Source organism: Asticcacaulis sp. P2_C5, from assembly GCF_056404555.1.
The window spans coordinates 101751-124881 of record NZ_JBFUDU010000016.1; the positions used below are offsets into that span (position 1 = coordinate 101751).

At 60.4% G+C, this 23131-nt stretch carries 13 protein-coding genes; 6 read left to right on the top strand and 7 right to left on the bottom strand.

Annotation, left to right across the window (positions count from 1 at the left end):
- Positions 1-2 precede the first annotated feature (2 nt).
- Entirely contained in the window at positions 3-986 is a 984-nt protein-coding gene (gene iolG, locus AC1DXO_RS23145) for an inositol 2-dehydrogenase (protein ID WP_476980569.1), read from the bottom strand.
- Positions 987-1191: 205 nt separating this feature from the next.
- Here iolG and AC1DXO_RS23150 point away from each other — a divergent pair, with 205 nt between their 5' ends.
- From AC1DXO_RS23150 to iolB, 5 genes are all read left to right on the top strand, one after another.
- Positions 1192-2061 carry a MurR/RpiR family transcriptional regulator gene (locus AC1DXO_RS23150; protein WP_476980570.1) on the top strand — a complete coding sequence of 290 codons (870 nt, stop codon included), beginning with the start codon at positions 1192-1194 and terminating at the stop codon, positions 2059-2061.
- Positions 2062-2181: 120 nt separating this feature from the next.
- Positions 2182-4107, top strand: coding sequence for a bifunctional 5-dehydro-2-deoxygluconokinase/5-dehydro-2-deoxyphosphogluconate aldolase (locus AC1DXO_RS23155; RefSeq protein WP_476980571.1), 1926 nt, complete (start codon positions 2182-2184; stop codon positions 4105-4107).
- The gene (gene iolD, locus AC1DXO_RS23160; RefSeq protein ID WP_476980572.1) at positions 4104-5951 is read left to right on the top strand and encodes a 3D-(3,5/4)-trihydroxycyclohexane-1,2-dione acylhydrolase (decyclizing); all 1848 of its coding nucleotides are present in this window, start codon (positions 4104-4106) and stop codon (positions 5949-5951) included. The genes AC1DXO_RS23155 and iolD overlap by 4 nt, the downstream gene beginning before the upstream one ends.
- A complete protein-coding gene (gene iolE / locus AC1DXO_RS23165) occupies positions 5948-6853 on the top strand; it encodes a myo-inosose-2 dehydratase (protein WP_476980573.1) in 906 nt (301 codons plus the stop codon). Before iolD ends, iolE begins: the two co-directional genes overlap by 4 nt.
- Positions 6850-7677 carry a 5-deoxy-glucuronate isomerase gene (iolB, locus tag AC1DXO_RS23170; protein ID WP_476980574.1) on the top strand — a complete coding sequence of 276 codons (828 nt, stop codon included), beginning with the start codon at positions 6850-6852 and terminating at the stop codon, positions 7675-7677. Before iolE ends, iolB begins: the two co-directional genes overlap by 4 nt.
- 222 nt (positions 7678-7899) lie before the next feature.
- Here iolB and manD read toward each other — a convergent pair whose 3' ends face one another.
- From manD to AC1DXO_RS23200, 6 genes are all read right to left on the bottom strand, one after another.
- On the bottom strand, positions 7900-9111 hold the full coding sequence (manD, locus tag AC1DXO_RS23175; protein ID WP_476980575.1) for a D-mannonate dehydratase ManD: 1212 nt from the start codon (positions 9109-9111) through the stop codon (positions 7900-7902).
- An 80-nt stretch (positions 9112-9191) separates the two neighbouring features.
- Entirely contained in the window at positions 9192-12251 is a 3060-nt protein-coding gene (locus AC1DXO_RS23180; protein ID WP_476980576.1) for a TonB-dependent receptor, read from the bottom strand.
- Between the two features lie 772 nt (positions 12252-13023).
- Positions 13024-15525 carry a beta-galactosidase GalA gene (galA, locus tag AC1DXO_RS23185; RefSeq protein ID WP_476980577.1) on the bottom strand — a complete coding sequence of 834 codons (2502 nt, stop codon included), beginning with the start codon at positions 15523-15525 and terminating at the stop codon, positions 13024-13026.
- A 112-nt stretch (positions 15526-15637) separates the two neighbouring features.
- Positions 15638-16765, bottom strand: a complete 1128-nt coding sequence (locus AC1DXO_RS23190) for an acyltransferase family protein (protein WP_476980578.1) — start codon at positions 16763-16765, stop codon at positions 15638-15640.
- Positions 16766-16775: 10 nt separating this feature from the next.
- Positions 16776-19076 (bottom strand): alpha-N-acetylglucosaminidase, encoded by a 2301-nt coding sequence (locus AC1DXO_RS23195; RefSeq protein WP_476980579.1) that lies wholly within the window; start codon positions 19074-19076, stop codon positions 16776-16778.
- A gap of 18 nt (positions 19077-19094) precedes the next feature.
- Positions 19095-19883 (bottom strand): FCD domain-containing protein, encoded by a 789-nt coding sequence (locus AC1DXO_RS23200; RefSeq protein WP_476980580.1) that lies wholly within the window; start codon positions 19881-19883, stop codon positions 19095-19097.
- Positions 19884-20199: 316 nt separating this feature from the next.
- Between AC1DXO_RS23200 and AC1DXO_RS23205 the strand changes: the two genes are divergently transcribed.
- Positions 20200-23073, top strand: coding sequence for an MGH1-like glycoside hydrolase domain-containing protein (locus AC1DXO_RS23205; RefSeq protein ID WP_476980581.1), 2874 nt, complete (start codon positions 20200-20202; stop codon positions 23071-23073).
- The last annotated feature ends 58 nt before the right edge of the window (positions 23074-23131 follow it).

Here is a 23131-nt window from a genome sequence, read left to right on the forward strand (position 1 = left end):
TATCAGAGCTTGACCACCTGTCCGGTCTTGACCGAGAGCGCGGCGGCCTCGGCCAGAGCCAGGGCGCGGACCGCGTCGTCATAGCCGACGCAGGGCGTCGCCGTCCCGGCCAGGATGTCGGCGAAATGCGCGACCTCGTGGCGATAGGCTTCGGCGTAACGGTCGAGAAAGAAGTTCTGGAAAGCGTCCTGTTCCGGGCCCGTCTCGCCCCAGTGCGAAACGGTTGATTCCAGCACATTGTCGGCTTTCAGCAGGCCCCTGGAGCCATAGGCCTCGATACGCTGATCATAGCCGTAGCCGGAGCGGCGTGAATTGCTGATCACGCAGATCCTGCCGGACGCGGTTTTCAGCACGGTCTTGGCGGTATCGATATCCCCGGCTTCGCCGATCGCCGGGTCGACCAGACAGGCCGAACTGGCATAAACCTCAGTCGGCTCTTCGCCCAGCAGGAAGCGCGCCATGTCGAAATCGTGGATCGCCATGTCCTTGAACAGGCCGCCGGATACCTTGACATAGGAAATCGGCGGCGGGGCGGGATCATGGCTGATGATCAGCAGGCTTTCCAGCGCGCCGATACGACCGGCGTCGAGTTGTTTTTTCAGGGCGCCGAAATGGCGGTCGAAGCGGCGATTGAAGCCCAGCAGCAGAGGCTTGTCACCGCCGAGCGCTGTGGCCGCGGCGCGCGCGGTGGCGAGGTCCTGGTCGATCGGCTTTTCGCACATCACCGCCTTGCCGGCGGCAATGGCTTTCAGGGTCTGGGGCAGGTGCTGGTCGGTGGGAGATGCCACCACGATCCCGTGGATCGAGGGATCAGCGAGGACGGCTTCAAGACTGGAAACTTCGGCACCGGTTTCCTGGGCCAGCCGGTCGGCGCCGGCACCGTCCGGATCGACGATAGCCTTCAGATTCAGGCCGGGATGAGCGGCGACATTTTTTGCGTGAATGCGGCCAATTCGGCCGGCGCCGAGGACAGCGATCTGGAACATGGTACGTTTCCCGGAGTTTATCGTGTGGCCGGAGGACATCCGACAGCCTGCAATGGAATTTTCATTCCACATTTGGAATTATGAGTTAGTATGGTCGTGAAGACCAGTCCTGTTTTAATGCTAGAACAAATATTCCAAATTCTGTCAACGCGGAATTCGTTCGTCACCACCAGGGTCCGGTACAGAAACTAAAGGGAAGTCCTGCATGTCCGTTGACCTCGATACACAAACCCTGACGGCCACTGTGCCGCGGACCATGGACGAACTGCGGTCGGTCATCGTCAGCAACCACGAGGATCTGAGCCGCCGCATGAAGCAGGTGGCGAGCATTATTCTCGATCATCCCGAGGACCTGGCCTTTGAAACCCTGGCCGTGGTCGCACAGCGCTCCGGCGTTCAGCCTTCGGCGATCGTGCGTTTTGCCAAGGCGCTGGGCTTTTCCGGCGCATCGCAGATGCAGAAAATCATTCGCGATGAACTGCTGGCCAGTAATATTACCCTGGCCTATGGCGAACGTGTCCGGCAATTTAATGAATCGCTGACCGATTCCGAGGGCCGGGCCGTTGAAGGCATCCTGGCAGAATATGTCGCCGCGGACAGCCTGTCTCTGGGGCATCTCGGACAGAGCATCACCGCCGAAGATATAGACACGGCGGTCGGGCGCCTGATCGGGGCCGATACGGTCTATATAGCCGGCTTCAGGCGCGCCTTTCCTGTTTCATCCTATCTTGCCTATTCCTTGCAGCGCAGCGGCAAGAAAGCCATCTTTATAGAGGGTACCGGGGGATTCTGGGCGCACCAGATACGAACGATCGGCCCCAGGGACCTGCTGATTGCGGTCAGCTATCAACCCTATGCCGAAGAAACGGTCAAATGCGCCCATATTGCCGCCGAGCAGGGCGCGCCGATTCTTGGCATCACCGATTCAAAGGTTTCGCCCCTGGCGAAGCTGGCCGTGCAGACGCTGCTGGTTCGTGAAGCGGAAGTGCGATCGTTCCGCTCCCTGACGGCGACGCTGTGTCTGGCGCAGAGTCTGGTCATCGCCTACGCCTTTGCCTCGCAGAAGGGGGGCTAGAGAATGAAGGCGACAGTGGAATATTGTGAAATGATAATTGCATTATAAAAATTATCGGAATAAATATTCCATATAGAGGCGCGCGTTTGGACGCCTCACCAGGTTGGGAGGAGTGACTCTGTGAACACGCCGCTAAAGCATGGTCTCGATGTGATAACGCTTGGCCGATCCAGCGTGGATCTGTACGGCCAGCAAATCGGCGGGCGTCTCGAGGACATGAGTTCGTTTGCCAAATATGTCGGGGGCTCACCCACCAATACGGCGATCGGCGCGGCGCGGCTGGGCCTGTCTTCCGGGCTCATCACGCGGGTAGGTGCCGACCATATGGGACGGTTCATCCTCGAAGAACTCAAACGTGAGAGTGTCGATACGCGCGGCGTGGTCATCGACCCGGAACGCCTGACGGCATTGGTGATCCTCGGCATAGTCGACAAGGAGACCTTCCCGCTGATCTTTTACCGGGAAAACTGCGCCGATATGGCCATTCGGATGGCCGATATCGATCCCGACTGGCTGGCCTCGGCACAGGCCCTGGTGATCGACGGAACGCATCTTTCACAGGCGGATGTCTTTGCGGCCAGCCTTGAGGCGGTACAAAGAGTCAAGGCGGCTGGCGGCAAGATTATCTTCGACGTCGATTACCGTCCGGTTCTGTGGGGACTGACCTCCCGGGATATGGGCGAGCAGCGCTATGTCGCCGATTCCGAAGTGACCCGGCGCCTTTCGCAGGTTGCGGCATTGTGTGACCTGATCATAGGCACCGAGGAGGAAATGCGCATCCTTGGCGGCTCGGACGACCTGGGCACGGCCCTGAAAGCCGTGCGCGACCAGAGCAATGCGGTTCTCGTCTGCAAGCTGGGCGCGCAGGGATGCGCCATTTTTGCCGGTGAGATACCGCAAGGCCTGGATGATGGCCTGGTCGTGCCTGGCTTCCCCATTGAGATCATGAATGTCCTGGGCGCCGGCGACGCTTTTAGCGCCGGCTTCCTGCGCGGCTGGTTGAGAGGGGAAGATCTCGCGGTTTGCGGGCGCTGGGGCAATGCCTGCGGTGCCATCGTCGTTACGCGTCACGGCTGTGCGCCGGCAATGCCGACGTTCGATGAATTGCAGGCCTTTCTCGCCCAGCATCATCCCTTGTCGATCGAGGCCGCTGCTGCGCTGGATCACATGCATTGGGCCCAGACGCGGCACCGTGACTATGACTCACTGATGGTTCTGGCAATCGATCACCGCTTCCAGTTCGAGGAACTGGCCGGCGATCTCGGCGTCGATGCCGTGCGCATATCCGATTTCAAGCGGCTGGCCCTCCAGGCGGTGCATAATCTGGCGCAGGGCGACGAAGCCTTCGGCGTGCTTCTGGACGGTCGCTACGGTCTGGAGGCCCTGGCCGAGGCGGCGCATATGAAATACTGGATCGGCCGTCCGGTCGAGGTTCCGAAGTCGCGGCCCCTGGTGTTCGAGACCGGTCCTGATGTTGGTCTCGAGATGAACACCTGGCCGTCGAACCATGTCGTCAAGTGCCTGGTGATCTATCACCCTGACGATGTTGCCGACCTGCGCGCCGAACAGGAAAGGCAACTCTGCATTCTGTTTGATGCCTGCCGCAAGTCGGGACACGAACTGCTGCTGGAACTGATATTGCCATCCGACATGCCCTCCGATGCCACGACACGCAGCCGCGCCATGGCGCGCTTCTACGAACTGGGCATCAAACCCGACTGGTGGAAGCTCGAACCGGTGGCCGACGTGCGGGTGTGGGAAACCATCGATGCGGTGATCGCGTCTAACGACCCTCTGTGCCGGGGCGTTGTACTTCTCGGGCTGTCGGCACCGGAAGCCGAACTGTTACAGGCTTTTGAAGTGGCGGCGCGCTTCTCCTGTGTTAAGGGTTTCGCCGTCGGCCGCACCATATTCCACACCGTGGCGGTGCTGTGGCTGAGGGGCGATATCGACGACAAAGAAGCGGTGGCGGCCATGGCGGGAAAGCTCTGCTCGTTGGTAACGGCGTGGCGGGCAGCCCGTGGCGCAAGGGAAAGGGCGGCGTGAGCACCTCGGAACGCAAAACCTTGAGGCTGACCACGGCGCAGGCGCTGATACGCTATGTGACGCAACAGTTTATTGAGATTGACGGGGAAGCGATCCCCTTCTTCGCCGGCGTCTGGGCTATTTTCGGCCATGGCAATGTGGCGGGCCTGGGCGAAGCGCTCTACGGGGTCCGAGAGAGCCTGCCAACGTATCGCGCCCACAATGAACAGGCCATGGCGCATGCTGCCATCGCCTATGCCAAGCAAAAAAACAGGCAACAGGCCTTCGTCTGCACGACCTCCATCGGTCCGGGCGCGACAAACATGGTGACGGCGGCAGCTCTCGCGCACGTCAACCGTCTGCCGGTCCTGTTTCTGCCTGGCGACGTCTATGCCGGCCGCCGGCCGGACCCTGTCTTACAGCAGATCGAGGATTTCGAGGACGGCACCGTCTCCGCCAATGACTGCTTCAGGCCCGTGTCGCGTTATTTCGACCGTATCGTGCGACCGGAGCAAATTCTGAAGGCGTTGCCACGCGCCATGGCTGTCCTGACCGACCCGGCACAATGCGGACCGGTGACCCTGGCCTTCTGTCAGGATGTACAGGCCGAAGCTTTCGACTATCCGGAAACCTTCTTCGCGCCGCGTGTCTGGCGTATCCGCAGACCGCAGGCTGACGCGGACGATATCGCTGTCATGGCAGAGGCGATCGGCAAGGCGCGCGCCCCCCTGATCATAGCGGGTGGCGGGGTCAAGTATAGCGGCGCAGGCCAGGCCCTGAGCGATTTCGCCACGAAACACCGCATTCCGTTGTGTGAGACCCAGGCGGGGAAGGGGGCGGTCGTGTTCGATCATCCGCTGAACCTGGGGGCGATCGGGGTAACGGGCGCCGACGCCGCCAATCGTGCCGCGCGCGAAGCCGATGTCATTATCGCCATCGGCACGCGCCTGCAGGATTTCACGACCGGTTCGGCCGCATTGTTCAACCCGCTCGCCACGCTCATCCAGGTAAATGTCAGCGCCTTTGACGCCGGCAAGTTCAACGCGCTGGCGGTCATCGGCGATGCAAGGTCGGTCTTGCAGAGGCTTGAGACCGATTATCGGGCGCCTGACGCCTGGGTATCGTCGCTGCAATCTGCCCGAGCGGAATGGGAGGCACGTGTCGATCAGGTTGTTGCGCCCGCAAACAGGCCGACCGAGCCGCAGGTCCTGGGCGCCCTGATGCGAACTATCGATACGCGCGCCGTCGTGGTTGCCGCGGCGGGCGGGCTTCCCGGCGACCTGCACAAGCTCTGGCGGGTGGGGTCGACCGGCGGTTACCATATGGAATACGGTTATTCCTGCATGGGTTATGAGATTGCCGGCGGGCTGGGCGTTGCCCTGGCTGAGCCTGAACGCGAGGTCTATGTCCTGGTCGGCGACGGCAGTTACCTGATGATGAACTCGGAGATCGCCACCGCCGTGATGATGGGGATCAGACTGACGATTATCCTGATCGACAATCGCGGCTTTGGCTGTATTCATCGCCTGCAAAAGGCCGGCGGCGGTGAGCCCTTCAATAACCGCATGCAGGATTCCTGGCATCGAACCCTGCCCGAAATCGACTTTGTCGCCCATGCCGCTGCGATGGGGGCAAGGGCCGAGAAGGCCGGCAACATCGCCGAATTTGAGGCTGCGGTGACGCGCGCTCGCCAGTCAGGCGGTGTCAATGTCGTTGTCATCGAAACCGACGCCACCGACGGAACCGCTATTGGCGGCGCCTGGTGGGACGTAGCCCTGCCGGAAATCGCAAACTCGCCGGGCGCTCAGGCCGCGCGAAAAGCCTATGAACAAAAACTATCCGAACTCAGAGGAAAATCGTCATGAGCATCACTTTCGGCGTCAGCCCCATAGCCTGGATCAATGACGACATGCCTGAATTGGGTGGCGATACACCCCTGTCGACCGTCTTGCAGGACGCCCAGAACATAGGCTTTTCCGGCATCGAACTGGGCGGGAAATTTCCGAAGGATCCGTCGGAACTCAAGGCGCTGTTGAATCGTTATCATCTTGCCCTGGTGGGCGGCTGGTACAGTTGCGAATTGCTGACCCGCAGTGCTCAGGACGAAATTGCCGCTCTGCAGGGACACCTTGGCCTGTTGAAGGCCATGGGTTGCGACGTATTTGTCATTGCCGAAACCAGCAACGCCATTCACGGCCAGCGTGGAACGCCCTTGCGAACCCGCCCCCATCTGAGCGGTGACGACTGGGTTCTGTTCGGCGAACGCATGACGCAGGTCGGCGATTATTTGAAAAGTCAGGGCCTGGCCCTGGCCTACCACCATCACCTGGGCACGGTCGTCGAGGACGCCGACGATCTGGCGGCGTTTCTCGCCCATACCGGTCCCAGCGTCGGATTAACGCTTGATACCGGTCACGCCGTCTTGGGCGGGATCGATCCCTTTGCCGTCGTGCGCGATCATCCCGCGCGTATCGTGCATGTCCATTGCAAGGACATCCGCCAGGCCATTTTCGACGAGACCGCGGGCAAGGATACCAGCTTCCTTGACGGTGTTCTCGCCGGCATGTTTACCGTGCCCGGCGACGGCAGCATCGACTACATCCGTTTTATGAAGGCATTGGCCGGAATCGATTATAGCGGCTGGATCATTATCGAGGCCGAACAGGACCCCGCCAAGGCCGACCCGCGGCGTTACGCGCAGATGGGACTGGATACCCTGCGCCAGGCTGTGTCGACCTCGGGACTGCTGGAAGCCGCAGTCGTATGAGCCGCCTGCGTGTCCGGCCCGGCAACCCAGATGCGACGGGCAAGGTCCTGGATGTCACACCGCAAAGTGCCGGCTGGACCTATGTCGGATTCAGCGTGGTCCGCCGGGCGCCGGGCGAGATCTTTTCCAGCCGCGACGAGACACGCGAGACCTGTCTGGTGATCATCAGCGGAACCGCCAGAGTTACCGTGGGAGACAGCGTCTTCGACAAGGTCGGGGGCCGCGACAGTCCCTTTGCGGACGCCCCCCCGGGTGCCGTCTATGTGCCGATGGCGACGGATTTCGAAGTTATAGCCCTGACCGAGATCGAGCTGGCGGTCTGTTCAGCCCCAGGCGCCGCGGGCTTTGCACCGCGGTTGATCGCGGCGGAGGACATGCCTCAGGAGGTACGTGGCGCCGGGACGAATACGCGTTACGTCCGAAATATCCTTCCTCAGGATCGTCCGGCTCACAGCCTGCTGGTTGTCGAGGTCGTTACCCCGGGTGGCCACTGGTCGAGCTATCCGCCGCACAAGCACGATACTGCCTGCGAGAGCCAGGAAACCGCCCTGGAGGAGACCTATTATCATCGTCTCAATCCGCCTCAGGGTTTTGCCTTCCAGAGGGTCTATACCGACGACCGCAGCCTGGATGAAACCGTTCTGGTCGAGGATGGCGATGTCGTCATGGTGCCGAAAGGTTACCACCCGGTCGGTGCGCCGCATGGTTATGCGCTCTATTATCTCAATGTCATGGCCGGGCCTGAGCGGCGATGGATATTCCGTAACGATCCTCGTCACGAATGGATGATCACGGCGCCGAATACCAACCTGCACAGATACTGACATATAAGGTGCAGCTTGGTATTCGCATTTATTTCAGCTCAAACGCCGCATGGCTCGCCGCATTAGCGGCGGCGGGCGGTCGCCCTTGCCAAGTTGCAATGACGTTGACTCAATGCAGCTTGGAATAACGCAAAAAAAGAGCCCGGCATCAGGTGATGCCGGGCTTTTAAGTTTGGCGACGACCAGGGAGATACGCGGTCGTCTGCCGGGGAAATTGCGGAATTACCAGTTGAACATCGTGCCGTCCTCCAGACGGTTGACCGGCAGGTAGGCACGTTTGTAGGGATATCGGGCCGCGAGCGACTCGTCGATATCGACACCCAGGCCGGGCGCATCGCCCGGATGCAGGCGGCCGTCGGCAAAGCTGTAGGCGTGGGGAAAAACGGCGTCGGTTTCGGCGGTATGGCGCATATATTCCTGCAGGCCGAAATTGGGAATCGACATGTCGAGGTGCAGGGCGGCGGCCATGGTCACTGGCGACAGGTCGGTGGCGCCATGGCAACCGGTCCGCACGCCATAAATATCGGCGAAGGCAGCGATCTTGCGCATATGGCTGATGCCGCCGGCGTGCAGGACGGTCGCCCGGATATAGTCGATCAGCTGGTTCTGGATCAGGTCCTTGCAGTTCCAGATGTTCGAGAAAATTTCACCCACGGCAAGCGGCGTGGTCGTATGCTGGCGGATCAGGCGAAAGGCTTCCTGGTTTTCGGCCGGGGTCGCATCCTCCATCCAGAACAGGCGGTAGGGCTCGAGATCCTTGCCCAGCCGGCCCGCCTCGATCGGAGTCAGGCGGTGATGGACGTCATGCAGCAGGTGTACGTCCCAGCCCAGGGCCTCGCGCGCGGCGATAAACAGCTTGGGTATGTGACTGAGATAGCGGGTGGTCGACCACAGGTTCTCGCTCGGCATGTCATTGTCGGCCGGTTCATAGAACAGCTTGTCGTTTGAAACTCCGTAGGTCGAGGGCAGGCCCGGTATGCCGGTCTGCAGCCGGATGGCCTTGTAACCCATGGCTTTGTATTTCAGGGCTTCGGCGATGGTGTCGTCGATGGTCTCGCCGTTGGCATGACCGTAGACGGTGACAGCGGAGCGGCAGGCGCCGCCGAGAAGCTGGTACACGGGAAGGCCGGCGACCTTGCCCTTGATATCCCACAAGGCCATGTCAACGGCAGCGATGGCGGTCATGCCGACCGGGCCACCGCGCCAGTAGGCACCGCGATACAGGAATTGCCAGATGTCCTCGATACAGTGGGCATCGCGTCCGATCAGGCAAGGGATGACATGGTCGGTGAGATAACTGGCCACCGCCAATTCACGCCCGTTCAGGGTGGCGTCGCCGATTCCATACGTACCGTCGGCGGTTTCGATCTTCAGCGTGACAAAGTTGCGCCCGGGCGAGGAGACGATGACACGGGCAGCGGTAATTCTGGGCATGAGGGATTTGGGAGAAGTTGGGCAACTAAAAAAGCGGCGGAGCCTCTTTTCAAGGAGGCTCCGCCCATGGGGGTAGGAGGTTAGAACGAGGCCTTCGCCGTGAAGGTGAAGGTACGGCCGTCGTAGTCGATCCAGCGGACCATACGCGGATCGGTTTCGTATTCGTTACGATAGGAGTTGGTCAGGTTGTACGCATCGAGCGACAGGGTCACCCGGTCGTTGAGATTGTACGACGCCGACAGGTCGAGCTGGCCACGGGCCGCCGCGATGCGGGCAGCGCCGGTATAGGTGCCGGCCGCGGTCAACGGATAGGCCGAGCGGTAGTTGTAGACGGCGCGGATACCGTATTTCGGCGTCTCGTAATACACGATCGTGTTCAAGGTGTTCTTCGAGATGCCGGGGAAGGGCGCAGCTTGAGCGCCGGAGCCGGTCTGCTTGGCCTGGGTGAAGGCGTAGTTGAAGCTGCCGCCGAAATTCTTCCAGAAGCCCGGCAGGAAGTCGAGGTTCTGCTGGATATTGAACTCGATGCCTTCGACATAGGTCGGCTTGTCGACATTATACAGGCCGGACGCCTTGATGCGGTAGGTCGTCACCACGCCGCCCGACGTGTCCGTCTTGGAGGCGTTGCAGTTGGTTCCATCCCAGGCAAACGTGCCATAACCCAGGCCGCCGCCGTCGGTCGGACACAGGATAGCTGGATCGGTGATGCCTTCGACGCGGTTCTGCAGCTTTTTCTTGAACCAGGCCAGCGAGATCACGCCGTTCGGGCGGTTATACCATTCCCAGGACAGGTCGTAGGAGTCCGCCGTGTAGGGATTCAGACGGCTACTCGAGTACTGGACATTGACGTCCGTGATGGGGTTGGCAGTGGTCGACTGGGCGTCGACCGAGGTCGAGATGGTCTGGACCGGGTTGCTGGCCTGAGGCAGCGGGCGGACATATGTCTTGTAGAAGGCGCCGCGCAGAACCATGTCGTGGGTAATGTCGGCAACGAAAATGGCTGAGGGCAGGAGGTGACTGTACTTGTCCTCGTAGGTGTGCCAGGCAAAGTACGACGCCGAACCGACATTGCCGATACTACCGGGGAAGTTGGCCGTCTTGTCGAGGGTTGTGACCTTGTATTGCGTGGTTTCCGAACGCAGCCCAACATTACCGCGCACGCGGTGGCCCAGAAGCGACACTTCATACTTGGCCTGGATATAGGCCTCGGACAGGTCGTTATAGACGTCGTAATTGCCCGTTGCGTAAGCACCGTCACCAAAGTAGGTGTTGAGGCCGACGCCCGTCAGTTCGCCGCCGTTGTAGGCCGTAACCGGCGTCACGGCCGACAGGAAGGCGATCGGGTCGATCACCTGCCAGTTCTGGGTAATAGCGGCGTCGCCCTCCATGAAGTCGTTATTGGACGGTGGCGCAATCAGCATGGATTGCGTGATGTTCTGGGTCTGAGCCCCATACGCCATGTTGCGGTAGCCGCGGCGATTGTAGTGATTGCCCTCGAAGCGGACGCCGGCCTGGATGCTGGTAAACGGACCCCAGTCGAGATAGCGTTCGACGTCGACTTGGGCCGCCGTGACGGTATTCTTGGCGAAGCTTTCGCTGCCCGACAGATTCAGGATGTACTTGCCATCTGCGCTGTAGAGATTTTCAGGATCGCACTTCGACCAGTTCCACACGTTTGCCATCATGGTGGTGGCCCCGGGACAGGTCGCCGGCGAGGAGTCGTGGAAGGCATAGTTGAAAATGTGCTGCTGCGGTGTCGGCGACGACGTGTTCGAGAAGCTCGACAGGCTGCCGAAACCGGTATCGATCGTCGCGTTCAGGCCATTGCCGCCGGCCAGCGGGACGGTGCGCAGGTCGAATTCGGACTCGACGGATGAGTTCGACGATTCCGAATAGGTCAGCACACTGTTGAGGCGCCAGTCTTCATTGTGCCAGTCGCCATTGGCGATCAGGCCCTTGGACGCCTGGTGTTGCGAATAGAGGCGAGCGGACGACTTGCCGTCGTAATTGCCGTAGCTGACTTTCTGAAACAGGGCGCGGCCATCGGACATCATTTCCGGTGTACCGGAAGGGGTGATGGTCGACAGGACACCGCCGGTGCCGACGAAAGCGCCGTTCAGCAGGAAGTACTGTATCGTGTCGGGCAGGTCGCGCTTGGTATAGTAGCCGACGAGGCCGAACTTGGAGTTGTCGTTGGGCTTCCATTCCAGACCGCCCGATGCCGTCCACAGGTCGCCGACATTCATGCGGGTATATTGGCGCAGGAAGTCGAGATAGTAGACGCCATCCTTGCCCTGAGAGCCGGTCGCCGAGGTGGTGTAACTCGCGTCGTTACCGAGGACGGAATAGAGGGTTTTACAGAACGGATTGGCGACCGTGTCGCAGGACGTGCCGTCCGAATAATAGGTGCCGTATTTCGAGGCGAAGTCCGCCTTGCTCAGGCCGGAATTTTCCAGGGTCAGGCGGCTGTAGCTGTTGTAGCGCAGGGTGTCGCGGCGGAAGTTTTCCTTCTTGTAGGCCACCGTGCCAAAGACCGCGAAATTGGGCGAAATATGCTTGTTATAGCCCAGGGTGAAGGCCGGGGCGCCGAGTTCGCCGAGCGTATTGTATTCATATGACGCCTTCGCGAAGCCGCCATCCTTGCGCGACAGGGCAGGGGCGATCTGCATGTCGATATTGCCCGACAGGCCGCCAGACTGGGCATTGGCCATCGGCGACTTTTCGATGACGAAGGCGGTGAAGATATCCGAGTTGAACGCGCCCAGCGGCGTGCTGTCGGCCCCGCCTGTGGTGTTGACGACGGGGGGCTCAGCGAAGGCCTGGCCGTTCAGGGTCGTGCGGGCATAATAGCCCGGCATGCCGCGCAACCCGATGGTGGCGTTACGGCCTTCGGCTTCGCGATTGATCTGGACGCCAGGAATGCGCTGCAGCGCTTCACCGACGTTCAGATCGGGAAAGCGGCCCAGGCCATCCGAGGAAATGCCATCGGTGATTTCGATATTGTTGCGCTTGGCCCGCACGGCGTCGGCATAGCTCTTTTTGAAGCCGGTCACGACGACGACTGTGCTGTCGTCCGCGGGGGCTGCGGCCGGGGCTGCGTCCTGGGCATAGGCAGGGCTGAATGCACAACCGACCAGCATACTGGCGCCGAGCAAGCTAACTCTGAAGGTATTATTTTTTTTCTTTGTCTCAACCATGGGGTTTTCTCCTGTTACTGTCCAAATTATCCCGCGCTCAAAGCTGCCTTCAGTAGGTAGGCCGGCAGCGTCCGGCGTGGGTTTTCCTATTTTGCAAGACCATTACAACCATATTTTCACAATTGGCCGACCAATTTTAGCCTTGGAATACCGCCGAACCCGTGTCCGACGTGCCATGAAAAAGAAGGGTTTGGATGGACTAAATTGAACTCTACTGGGTGGACTTCAAGATTTCAGGCCAGGACCCGAAGCTTTAAATGTCCGATACGGAAGCGGCCCAAGCAAAGAGGTTGGAATTCATTGTGTGGCCCTGTTTTTAAGCGGCTGATGCTGAAAGCGTAAGCCGCCTGTTTTTTTGTGTCCGGCGGTCCGTGAAAAAGCGGGAAATGACGTGATCCAAATGACCCGCAATCATCGCGAAACCTTGCCGACGCTGAAGGGTAGGATTGATATTATAGAATGTCAATTCCGCTAATTTCAAATTTGATATTTTTATTGCAATTTTGAGGCACGGAAATTCCATATTCCGGCCAGGCAGCCACAAATAATCATAATAATATTATAAAAAGCAACGAGTTGGTGCGAAATCAAAAATGGCGAACCGTCGGTGATCCCGACATAAAAAGGCAGGATGTGTAGCGGGAACGCCACATTGTTTCCCTGCGGGACCAGCCTCGGTGACCGAATCTTCCGCTCGATAACCGCGCCAAAGCGGCTAAATTTGCGGACGCAGTGTGATGGCACCGGCCCTCAGAGACAGCCGGGCGGGAAGTAGCGCGTCTGAGTGGGCCGTTATAACGATCTCACCCTTTTCCCGCCGCCGTGTCTGCACGATGGCCTGGGCCAGGCCGTTGAACGCATGACGGAAAGTCGCCCTGTCGGCTTCGAGGCTGGTCGGGTTACCATTGCCGACGCCGATGATCTCTCCCGGTCCTTCGACGTCGAAATGAATCAGATTGGCGGCATTTGGGACAGCAATACCTGCCTTGTCGAAGACTTCGGCCCTCAGCATGGCGACGTCTTCGCCATCGGCGTTCAAGGTCAAACGGTCAGCGGTCAGGCCAAGGCGATAGGCAGGGCCGGCGGTTTCGCGGGTCTGCTTCATGACCACCTTGCCGTTCTTGTATCCGTAGGCCGTGATCTTGCCCGGCGCATAGGAGACGGCCCACTCCAGGTGCCTGTCCTTGATCACCGTCTTCCGGCCGGCGCTTACGCCATTGACGAACAACTCGACCTCATCGAGATTCGCATACACCCAGACAGGGATGCTTTGCCCTTTTTCCCAGTTCCAGTGCGGGAAAAGGTGCAGGACGGGCTCGTTTTGCCACCAGGACCGGTAATAGTAATAGATGTCCTTGGGGAAGCCGCAGGTGTCGAGAATGCCGAAATGCGATGATATCTCGGGCCAGCGGTTGAAGGGAGTCGGTTCGCCGCGATAATCGAACCCGGTCCATACCAGCCCGCCGGACAGATAGGGCTTCGAATTGTAAAGCGTCCACCAGGCCTCGGCCGTCAGGGCATAGGACGGCGCGTCCAGGTCGTAGGAACGGACATAGCCCTTGGCCTCGTCGCGGACATATTCGCCGCGTGTCGAAACGGCGCTGGCAGTCTCCGTGCCGACGATCGGCATGTCGGGGTAAAGCTTGCGGAAGGGCTCGATATCGGCTTCGTGGTAGTTGAAACCCATGACATCGAGGGCGGGCGTGATGCCATAGCCCTGGTAATGGTTCATGGCGGCGGTCACCGGCCGCGTCGGATCCAGCGCCTTGACGGCGCGGCGCATGTCGAGCGCGATCTTCAGGCCACGCGCCGTCCCTTGTTGCGACGTCTCCTCATTGCCGATCGACCATAGGATGATGGACGGATGATTGCGGTCGCGGCGGATCATGTCCTGCAACTGCGACAGACCTTCGGGCGTCGACGTCATCAACCGGGTTTCATCTACGACCAGCATGCCGAGGCGATCACAGGCGTCCAGCAATTCCGGTGTCGGCGGATTATGGGCGCAGCGCCAGGTGTTGGCGCCCATGTCTTTTAATTGCCTGACCCGCCAGGTTTGCAGGGCGTCGGGTATGGCCACGCCGACGCCGGCGTGGTCCTGATGGTTGTTGGCGCCACGAATCTTCAGCCATTGGCCATTGAGAAAAAAGCCTTCCTTTGCGTCGAAGCGGATATCGCGCAGACCGAAACGCGTGACGGCGACGTCGACCAGGTGGTCCTTGTCCCGTATCTCGGTGCGGACTGTATACAGATGCGGATCGTCCAGTGACCACAGATGCGGCGACGGGATGGCGGCCGACTGGTTGATGGTCGTCTCCGCCCGGGCCGCCACCTCAAATGAGATACGTGCATCGGCCACCGGCTTGTCCGCGGCGTCGTACAGAGTCGAGCGCAGTTCCAGCCTGCGCGCATCGTCGCTGGCGTTGGCGACCCGGGTTTCCAGCGTCACCTGACCAGAGGTCGCGCCCGTGGCCCACACGCCCCATTGCGGAATGTAGGCTCGCTCCGTCTTGACCAGCCAGACATGGCGGTAGATGCCCGCCCCTTCATAGAACCAGCCTTCACCCAGCGTGGCATCGACGCGCACCAGAAGCACATTGGGGCCGCCGTCCGTATCAATAAAGTTGCTGATATCGACGCTGAACGAGGTGTAGCCGCTTTCGTGCCGTGTCAGTATATAGCCGTTGAAAATCACCACGGCGTCGCGGAAGACGCCGTCGAATTCCAGGGTCAGGCGCCGATTTTCGTCGGCCTTGTCGAGCGTGAAGACCTTGCGATACCAGCCTATGCTGTTTTCCGGAAATTTTCGGCCGATAGCCTTGTAGCCGTGACCCGCCGCCGGGTCGCCATCGTCAGCGTTCTTCGGGGGGATAAAATATTCGTTCTTGAAGAAAGGCAGATCCACCGCCCAGTCGTGGGGCAGGTTGATCGCGCGCCAGGTGCTGTCATCGAAGGTGGCGCTCACCGGCGCGGCAAAGGCGGCGCCTTGCTTGGCAAAGGTCTTTTGATCACGGCCGAAACCGTAGTCGCGATTGACGTCTGCGGCATGGCCAAGCGAGAAACGCCAGTCGAAGTCCAGCAGCAACCGAACGCGCGGCGCGAGACCCTCGTGGCCGCCGGGCAGGGGTGTGGTTTCCGCGCGCGCCGGCAGGTTGAGCGCGGACGTGCTCAGGAGGGCGGCCGCCTGCAGGACCTTGCGTCTGTCCGGTTTCAGCATGGGGGTTCTCCTCTGTTTTGATTATTCGCGCAGTATGGCAGACCATGCCCTGTTGCGGAATATATTTTCTCGTTTTTAAAGATATGAAATATTCATTCCCTGCTTCTGGAGATCAGATCTTGATCAGGATCTTCCGGTGATCGAGATATAGTCCCAGTCCCCAACACACCAGCATGTAGGCCACCGCGCACAGCAACGAGCCAATGGCGCCGGGCGCGACCTTTTGGAACAGCTCGATGCCGATCCAGTCATAAAGGCCTGTGCCTCCGGGCGTCTTGATCAATTGCAAAACAGTGACGAACAGTTCCGAAAACAGATAGATGGCCAAGGGATTCTTGCCGAAGATCTGGAAGAACCGGACGCCGAATGTCTGCCCCGCAATCTCACAATAGGCGATCAATGCGGCCAGTATCAGCAGGTCGATTCCGATGGTCAGCAGAACGAAACTGCTGGTCCACAGACGCTTGGCCAAGGGAAAGGAAACGGGGGAGGGCAGGCTCCAGGCCAGGGCCAGAATGACCAGGGCGGCGCCCCAGATCACAAGGATCTTTACGGTTGCGCTGTCGACGGCGCGTGCCGAGATAAACCGGCCGGCGAGATAGCCCGCCAGCACATTGATCATGGCGGGCAGGGTGCCTAGCAGGCCTTCGGGATCGTAGCCATGGCCCTTGCGATACATGTGCGGCAGGCCCAGCACGGCACGGTCGAGCTGCGCACCGATATTACCGAGCGGGCTCAACTGTTCGCCCGGCGGGCCCAGGGCCATCAACGCTGCCCAATAACCAAGCAGCAGCGCGACACACAGAATGACGATCTGCCGAACCGTGAGATAACGCACGGCCAGCGCGCTCAGTCCGTAGCATAGGGCAATGCGTTGCAGCACGCCCATGATCCGGGTTTCGCCGAGCGGATTGAATGCCCAGGTCCCGTCCTGGGTCTGATGGACAAAGGGGAACCAGTACATCAAAAACCCGAGCAGGAAGATGATGGCTGTGCGTTTGAGGACTTTCAGCAGGAAGTCGGAATGTGCCACACCCGGCCGTATGGCGAAGCACAGCGCATTGCCGACGGCGAACAGAAAGGACGGGAAAACGACGTCCGCCAGGGTAAAGCCGAACCATTTGGCGTGTTGCAAGGTGGCGAAGGGTTCGGCGCCGGCGCCCGATGTATTCACCACGATCATGACGCAGACGGTCAGGCCGCGAAACACATCCAGGGCGAGGGAACGGTGTTTCTCCATGGAAAGGTCTTCAGTCCTGTGCGAGGCGGGCAACCAGGTCGCGCGCGATTTTGAGGGGATGTTGCGGACGACGGCGGACGCAAGCGACGTCGCGATCGACCCAGTCGTGTTCCCAGCGCGTGATCTGCGCCGTGAACGCCGCCTGATCGAACGGGAGCTTGTCGAGCGAGGCCTGGCGCAAGGCCGCCAGAAACTGTGTCCAGCGCGGCAGGTAGAAGTCTGAATATAGCCCCTGCCAGGCCTTGGAGGCGTAATCGTGCAGGTTACCTTTGCCGCCCCAGACGGTGATTTGCGCCCGGGCGTTGCGGGCATAATAGGCGCAGTCTGCCGGCGTGTCGCCATAGGCCCGGGCGTTGTCGATCCAGCTGGCGAGACATTCCTGCTGGGCGCCTAACAGGAGATCGAGTGTCGATGTCAGGGCGGAAACCTTGGCAAGCAGCCGATCGCCGGCCTCGATCTCGCCGGCCTGAAAGGCCCGGATCGCCTTCAACAACAAACTGTCGATCTCGATGGAAACCAGGTGGCGCGTGGCATCGATCACATCGTTACGGAACAAGGGTGCGCTTCCATATGACCCTGAAAGCGCCAGTAGCTTGACCACGGCCTGTTTCAGCAGGACCCTGTCGCCGGGGGCTGCATCATAATCGGCCATAGCGGCATCTGGTCGCTTGAACAGCAGGTAGGCGCCCGCCGTGCTGTGCCACCAGCGTGGCGTCCAGTAACGGGTGTGGTAGGCCGCCCCACTGAAGTCGCGCCAGGCACTCATCAACTCAGGCGAGGTTCGGCCGTAACGGGCGCGCGTATAGACCTGTAGCCAGTCTTCCTGGCTTTGATTCCCGTTACTCCAGGCCAGATCATAGAGATATTCGTAAACGATGGAATTGTTGTGCAGTCCTTCCGGGAAGGCACCGAAGCCGCGCAGATTGCCCTTTTGTGGGTTGATCGCCATCGCACCTATGTCTTCACGATAGAAGTCGAGATCGCCATACAGGGGATTGCTGCCGCCGTAATTGTGGACATAGCCGTAGATCCAGCCCTTGCCCTGGTAGGCCTGAGCGTTTTTCCACACGTCGGGATAGCGGTCATTGCCGATATCCAGCACCATCATTCGGTCGTCGGGTACCCGGCTCAGGAAGGCGCCGATGGCTTCCGGCGTCCAGAACACCTGATCGGCGCCGAACAGCCAGCCCTGCATGACCCAGACCGCGTCCGGCTGCGCGTTTTGGATGGAGGCATAGATGGCCTGGCCATAGTCAGCCAATCGGGCTTTCTTGAGTTCCGGCGGGACGGCTTCGATGGCCGCCTTGTTGGCTGTCGCATCGCCATAGCTGGCCTTGGCGGCATCGGCGCCATCCGCAGCGATCGGCGGCAGCATCTCATTGAAAGCGTCAGCAAGATAATAGTCTCCGGCACCGTAGGTCGCGCTGTAAAGCGCGATAAATCGGCTGGCAATTCCGGCAAACAGGGGATCGGCCGGATCGAGCCAATAGGTGGCATTGAAGCCTTCCCAGGCGCGCATCGTGTAGATCCGGGCCTGCGGATGTTTCTCCGCAAAGGCCCTGGGGACATAGCCGGCGAAGGCGGGCAGGATGGGCTTCATATCGAGGCTGCGCATGCGGTCCAGAATGCGCACCTGCAGATCGTGCTTCTTGTCGATCCATGCCGCGGGCAGGGGGGCCTCATAGCCTTCGATATTGCCCATACGCTGCCAGGGGGTAAAAGCTGGGCCGGAGAAATAGGCGCCAAGCTCGGCGTCCGTCACGCCATACTCGCGCCACAGGGCGCGCCAGACAAACTCCTGTCCTTCCATGGCCAGCGGCATGTCGATACCGTGCAACGCCATCCAGTCGATTTCGCGTTCCCAACGGGCCCAGGTCCACCACGGTGTCGTATAGCCGAAGGTACAGGTGTTCATATAGGCGCGGTGCTGAAAGGGCGTTGTGATTCTGCCCGTCTCAAGCGGCGGAAGACGTGACGGCAGGTCGACCCGTGCGCCTTCCCAGCTGAGTGAGGCCACACCGGTGTCTTTCAGATAGGCATAGGCGCCGCGGGTCAGGGCGATGGGGGACGATCCCCTGACGGTGACCTGGCCGCTGCGGCTCGTCACCTGATACCACGGGCTCCCGTCTTCACCGGCGGGATCGACGGCCAGCTGAAATGCCTTTGCGTGCGCGCCGATCAGGCGTGTCAGAACGTCCCGCGCCGGGAGCGACCACGGTTCAGCTGCCTTGACAATAGTCGGCAGGCCCGTTGCCAGGCCGGCGGTCAGGGTCTGCAACAGGATCTGGCGGCGCGAAGGTCTTATGGGCATGATGAAGTCTCCCGGTCGTCAGGCGTTCAGGCGTGGCTGCCGACTGGCTGGCAGGGTGAGCTTCGCCATGTCCTTGCCGGTGTCGGTATCACTCGAGTCGAGGAGGAAGGACTTGACGTTTTCAATATGGTTCCACATGGCAACATAGGCGGCCTCGCCATCACGACGGCGCATGGCATCGACGATTCGTCCATGATCATGCACCCAGCGTTCCCGATACTGAGAGTCTTTGATACGCCTGTGCAGGTTGCGCCACATTGGATTGTTGTCGCGCCGGTGCCATAGCTGCTCGACCAGGGCGGCCAGTTCGGGGTTCTGGGTAGCCCGCGCGATCGACATATGAAACTGGATATCCAGGCTTTCCTTGGCACCGTCGGATTGGGCCTGGCTATGGTCGTCATAGGCCGATTGGATGCTCGCCAGGTCGTCGTCGGTCATGTTCAGCGCGGCCAAACGCGCGATATGGCTTTCCAGCCACTGCCGCGCCTGGAGCAATTCAAAGGGGCCGGCAGGTGGCAGGGCGTCGCGCGATGACGCCAGCGGCATGTCGATGGGCTCGATCGGCTCGACCTTATAGGCCTTGCGCGTGATGTAGACCCCCGATCCCTGCCTTGGCTCGATTAGCCCCTTGACCTCAAGCATAACCAGGGCATCGCGGATAACCGTGCGGCCGACTTCATAGGCGTCGGCCAGGTCCCGTTCGGGCGGCAAGCGGCCGACGACGCGGAATTCCCCTTCGCGGATGCGTCGGATGAGGTCATTCCCCACCACCTGATAGGCCCGGCGATCTCTCTCGGTCGTTTTCATCCTGCCCATTTCCGCTGCTCCGTGGTCATTTGACTGACTTCATTTTCACAACGCAGTATTTTGTTTTTTATGATGTTTCAGCTACAAAAAATCGTCTGTCGGTTGCGCTGGCGGCACGCCGTGGTCATCCGTATTTGTAAACCAATTTAGAGCGAATGCCGGATTGGTCAAACAATTTTTCCGTAAAACTAAAAAGTGGTATAAAAATTCTACAAAATAGAGGTGTTGGACCTTGGCTCCTGGCAACAGACTGAGCGCCCGACGGTAACCACGCGATTAGCCGACTAACGAAAATTGACAGGAAGAGGCATTCACAATGGCATTGGCCTTCAAACCTTCGCGCAGGCACCTTCTGCAAGGTGTCACGCCGCTGGCCATCGTCCTATCGACAGACCCGGCAGTTGCACTGGAAAACAAGCGAGCGGCGTCGGCAGCGACTAGGCCGATGACACTCGACGCCGGCCACGTCTACTGGCGCCGTCCCGACCACAGAGATGTGCCGCTACCGGAGTGGGGACCCTATAGCGATCACCTGAACGGTATTTCGCATATCACCGACCGTGAGCGCGGACTACGCATGGATTTTGCCTTGGCGCCTGCAATCCTGCGCCGTGAAACCCTTATGCCCTATGCGGAAATGGGTTTGGCCATGCAGCCGGTGCGCGCCGATCCGGATCTTGGATATATCGCCTGGGACTATGAGCTGGTGAGTGGCGTCACTGTGCGGCTGGAATGGCTGGCCCTGTCCGCGGCCGGTGGCATGCTGCGGGCGACCCTGCGTAACCGCTCCGCCACGACCTGGCCGGTCGTCCTGAACTGGATCGCACGGTTGGCGCCACCTTCGAATCCGCCGCGCACGCGTAACGAAGACGCGTCCGGCATCCCGCATCGCGCCGTCAAGGGCGCGCCTGTCAGCCCGTCGGATATCGGCCTGCCGGTCTCGGCCCTGTGGGTTCATGCCCTGCATTATGAGCGCTTCGAATGGGGTGAGGGGCGGTTTGACGATCACCTGGTTACCGATGGCCGGCGGCGCGGCGAGATTTTCGACGACGGCTTTGTCGGCTCGGCCGGTATCGGCCAGGGCTTCGGCAATACGGCGGCGGACCAGGTGCAATGGCGCTTTGACATGCCGCACGCCCTGAAGAACGGCGTAGTGCGTTTTCGCTTTCGCATGCGTCGCGGGACGAGCACCTTCCGCGGTCGGGGGTTGTTTGGGGCCGATGTCGCCTTCGCAGCCGATGCTGCAGATGCCGGCTTTCAGACGCTTGATGTGCCGGTCGGCGCCGTGAAAGCCGGGGAACAGGTGCTTTCCCTGACCGCGCTTGGCGGCCAGCCCATCGAACTCAATGGGTTCGCCGTGGTCGAGGCAGAGGAACTTGACGCGGTCGTGTTCACGCCGCACATCTGGAAACTGGCGGCGCAAAGGCAAGATGATGTCGCGGCCGGTCAAACGATCATGACCTTTCCTGAGGAAACCAGCAGGGCCTACGGCCTGGCCTGGAGCGGTGGCACGGCCTATATTCATTCCGCGCGTGTCGATGATCTGCGTACGCTCGACGGCGCTTTGAACGACCCCAGCCTGTTCGACATGAACCGGCTGCCGCAGGGCGATGGCCCCGGGCACCTGACGATCGCTGCGCCGGCCGTGGTCTACCTGAAAGCCGGCGAGACCGTTGTGCGCGACATCTTCGTGGCAACCGGGGATGCGCTGCAGTTGACGCAAACACTGCAGCACTTGCGGGCCATGGATCTTGACCAGCGCCTCGATGCCGCGCGCGCAGCCTTCACCGTTGTGCCGGGCATCATAGCACAAAGCCATCAGGAAGGTGCGGAGCGGCTATTGGCCACCATCGCCACCAATATGCTTTTCCCGATCTGGACGGGTGGGCAGTGGGTGCGCAACTACTGTCCCGGACGCGAGTGGGCGTCGGTCTATACGTGGGATTCCGGCTTTACCGGCCTGGGACTTGCACGCAGGTCGCCGCGGCTGGCAACGGCGCTGCTCGACACCTATCTCAGCCCGGTCGATGACGAACAGGCGGCTTTCCTGCACCACGGCACACCCTTGCCGACACAGGTCTATCTGTTTCAGGAACTATGGAATCGCAATGGCGATCTGAGCTTTGCGCGGGCGCGCTATCCACGGCTGGCGCGATATCTGCGATTTTTGCTTGGCCGCGAGACGGGCTCGACCTGTCGCACACTGAAGTCCGGGCTGATCCGCACATATGACTATTTCTACAATACCGGCGGCATGGACGACTATCCGGCGCAGATGGCCGTCCATAGCCGGAAAAAGGCGGACCGCGTGGCGCCAGTCATGACCTCGGCCCACGTTATTCGTTGTGCGAAGATCCTGTGCCAGGTGGCCCGGGCCATAGGCGCGACCAAGGACCTCAAGGAATGGCAAGCCGATATCGCGTCGCTGAGCGAGGCCCTGCAGACCTGGAGCTGGGATGAGACCTCGGGCTATTTTGCCTATGTCGAACATGATGACAACAAGGCGCCGGTCGGACAGTGGCGCTCCCCCGCTGGTGAAAACTTCAACATGGGCCTGGATGGCGTCAGCCCTTTGGTGGCCGATATCTGTACGCCGGCGCAGGTGCAACGCCTGATCGATAATCTGATGACGCCCGGCCGCCTTTGGACACCCTCCGGCATTACCGCCGTCGATCGTCGCGCGTCCTATTACAACGCCGCCGGATATTGGAACGGGACCGTGTGGATGCCGCATCAATGGTTCATGTGGAAGGCTCTGCTTGATTACGGCCAGGGTGACATTGCCTGGCGCGTGGCCATGACCGCACTGGATGTCTACAGCGCTGAAATCACACGCAGCGGCCGGACCTACGAAAACTTCGACGCCGATACCGGCATCGGCAGCGCCTGGCATCCGTTCAGCGCCTTGTCGAGCCCGGTACGCAATTGGTTTGAGGCCTATTGTCAACACGGCACACTTAGCGTCGGTCTCAATACGCGCGTCGTCAGCCAGCAGTGGGGCGAGGGCGGTCGATCGATAAATGCGCGTCTCGATATTGCCGGATCGCGGCCGGTGACCGTTCTTGCCGTACTGTCGCACACCCCAATGTCTGCAACATGGCAAGGACGTCCGCTCGCGATGACGTTGCGCGCGGACACATGTATTGAAGCGTGTCTTGACCCGGGACGCGGGGACCTGAAGCTATGGTGAAGACATCAAAACATGGTGGGTGTTCGGTTACGCGATGCGCTATCAAGCGTAGTCATGG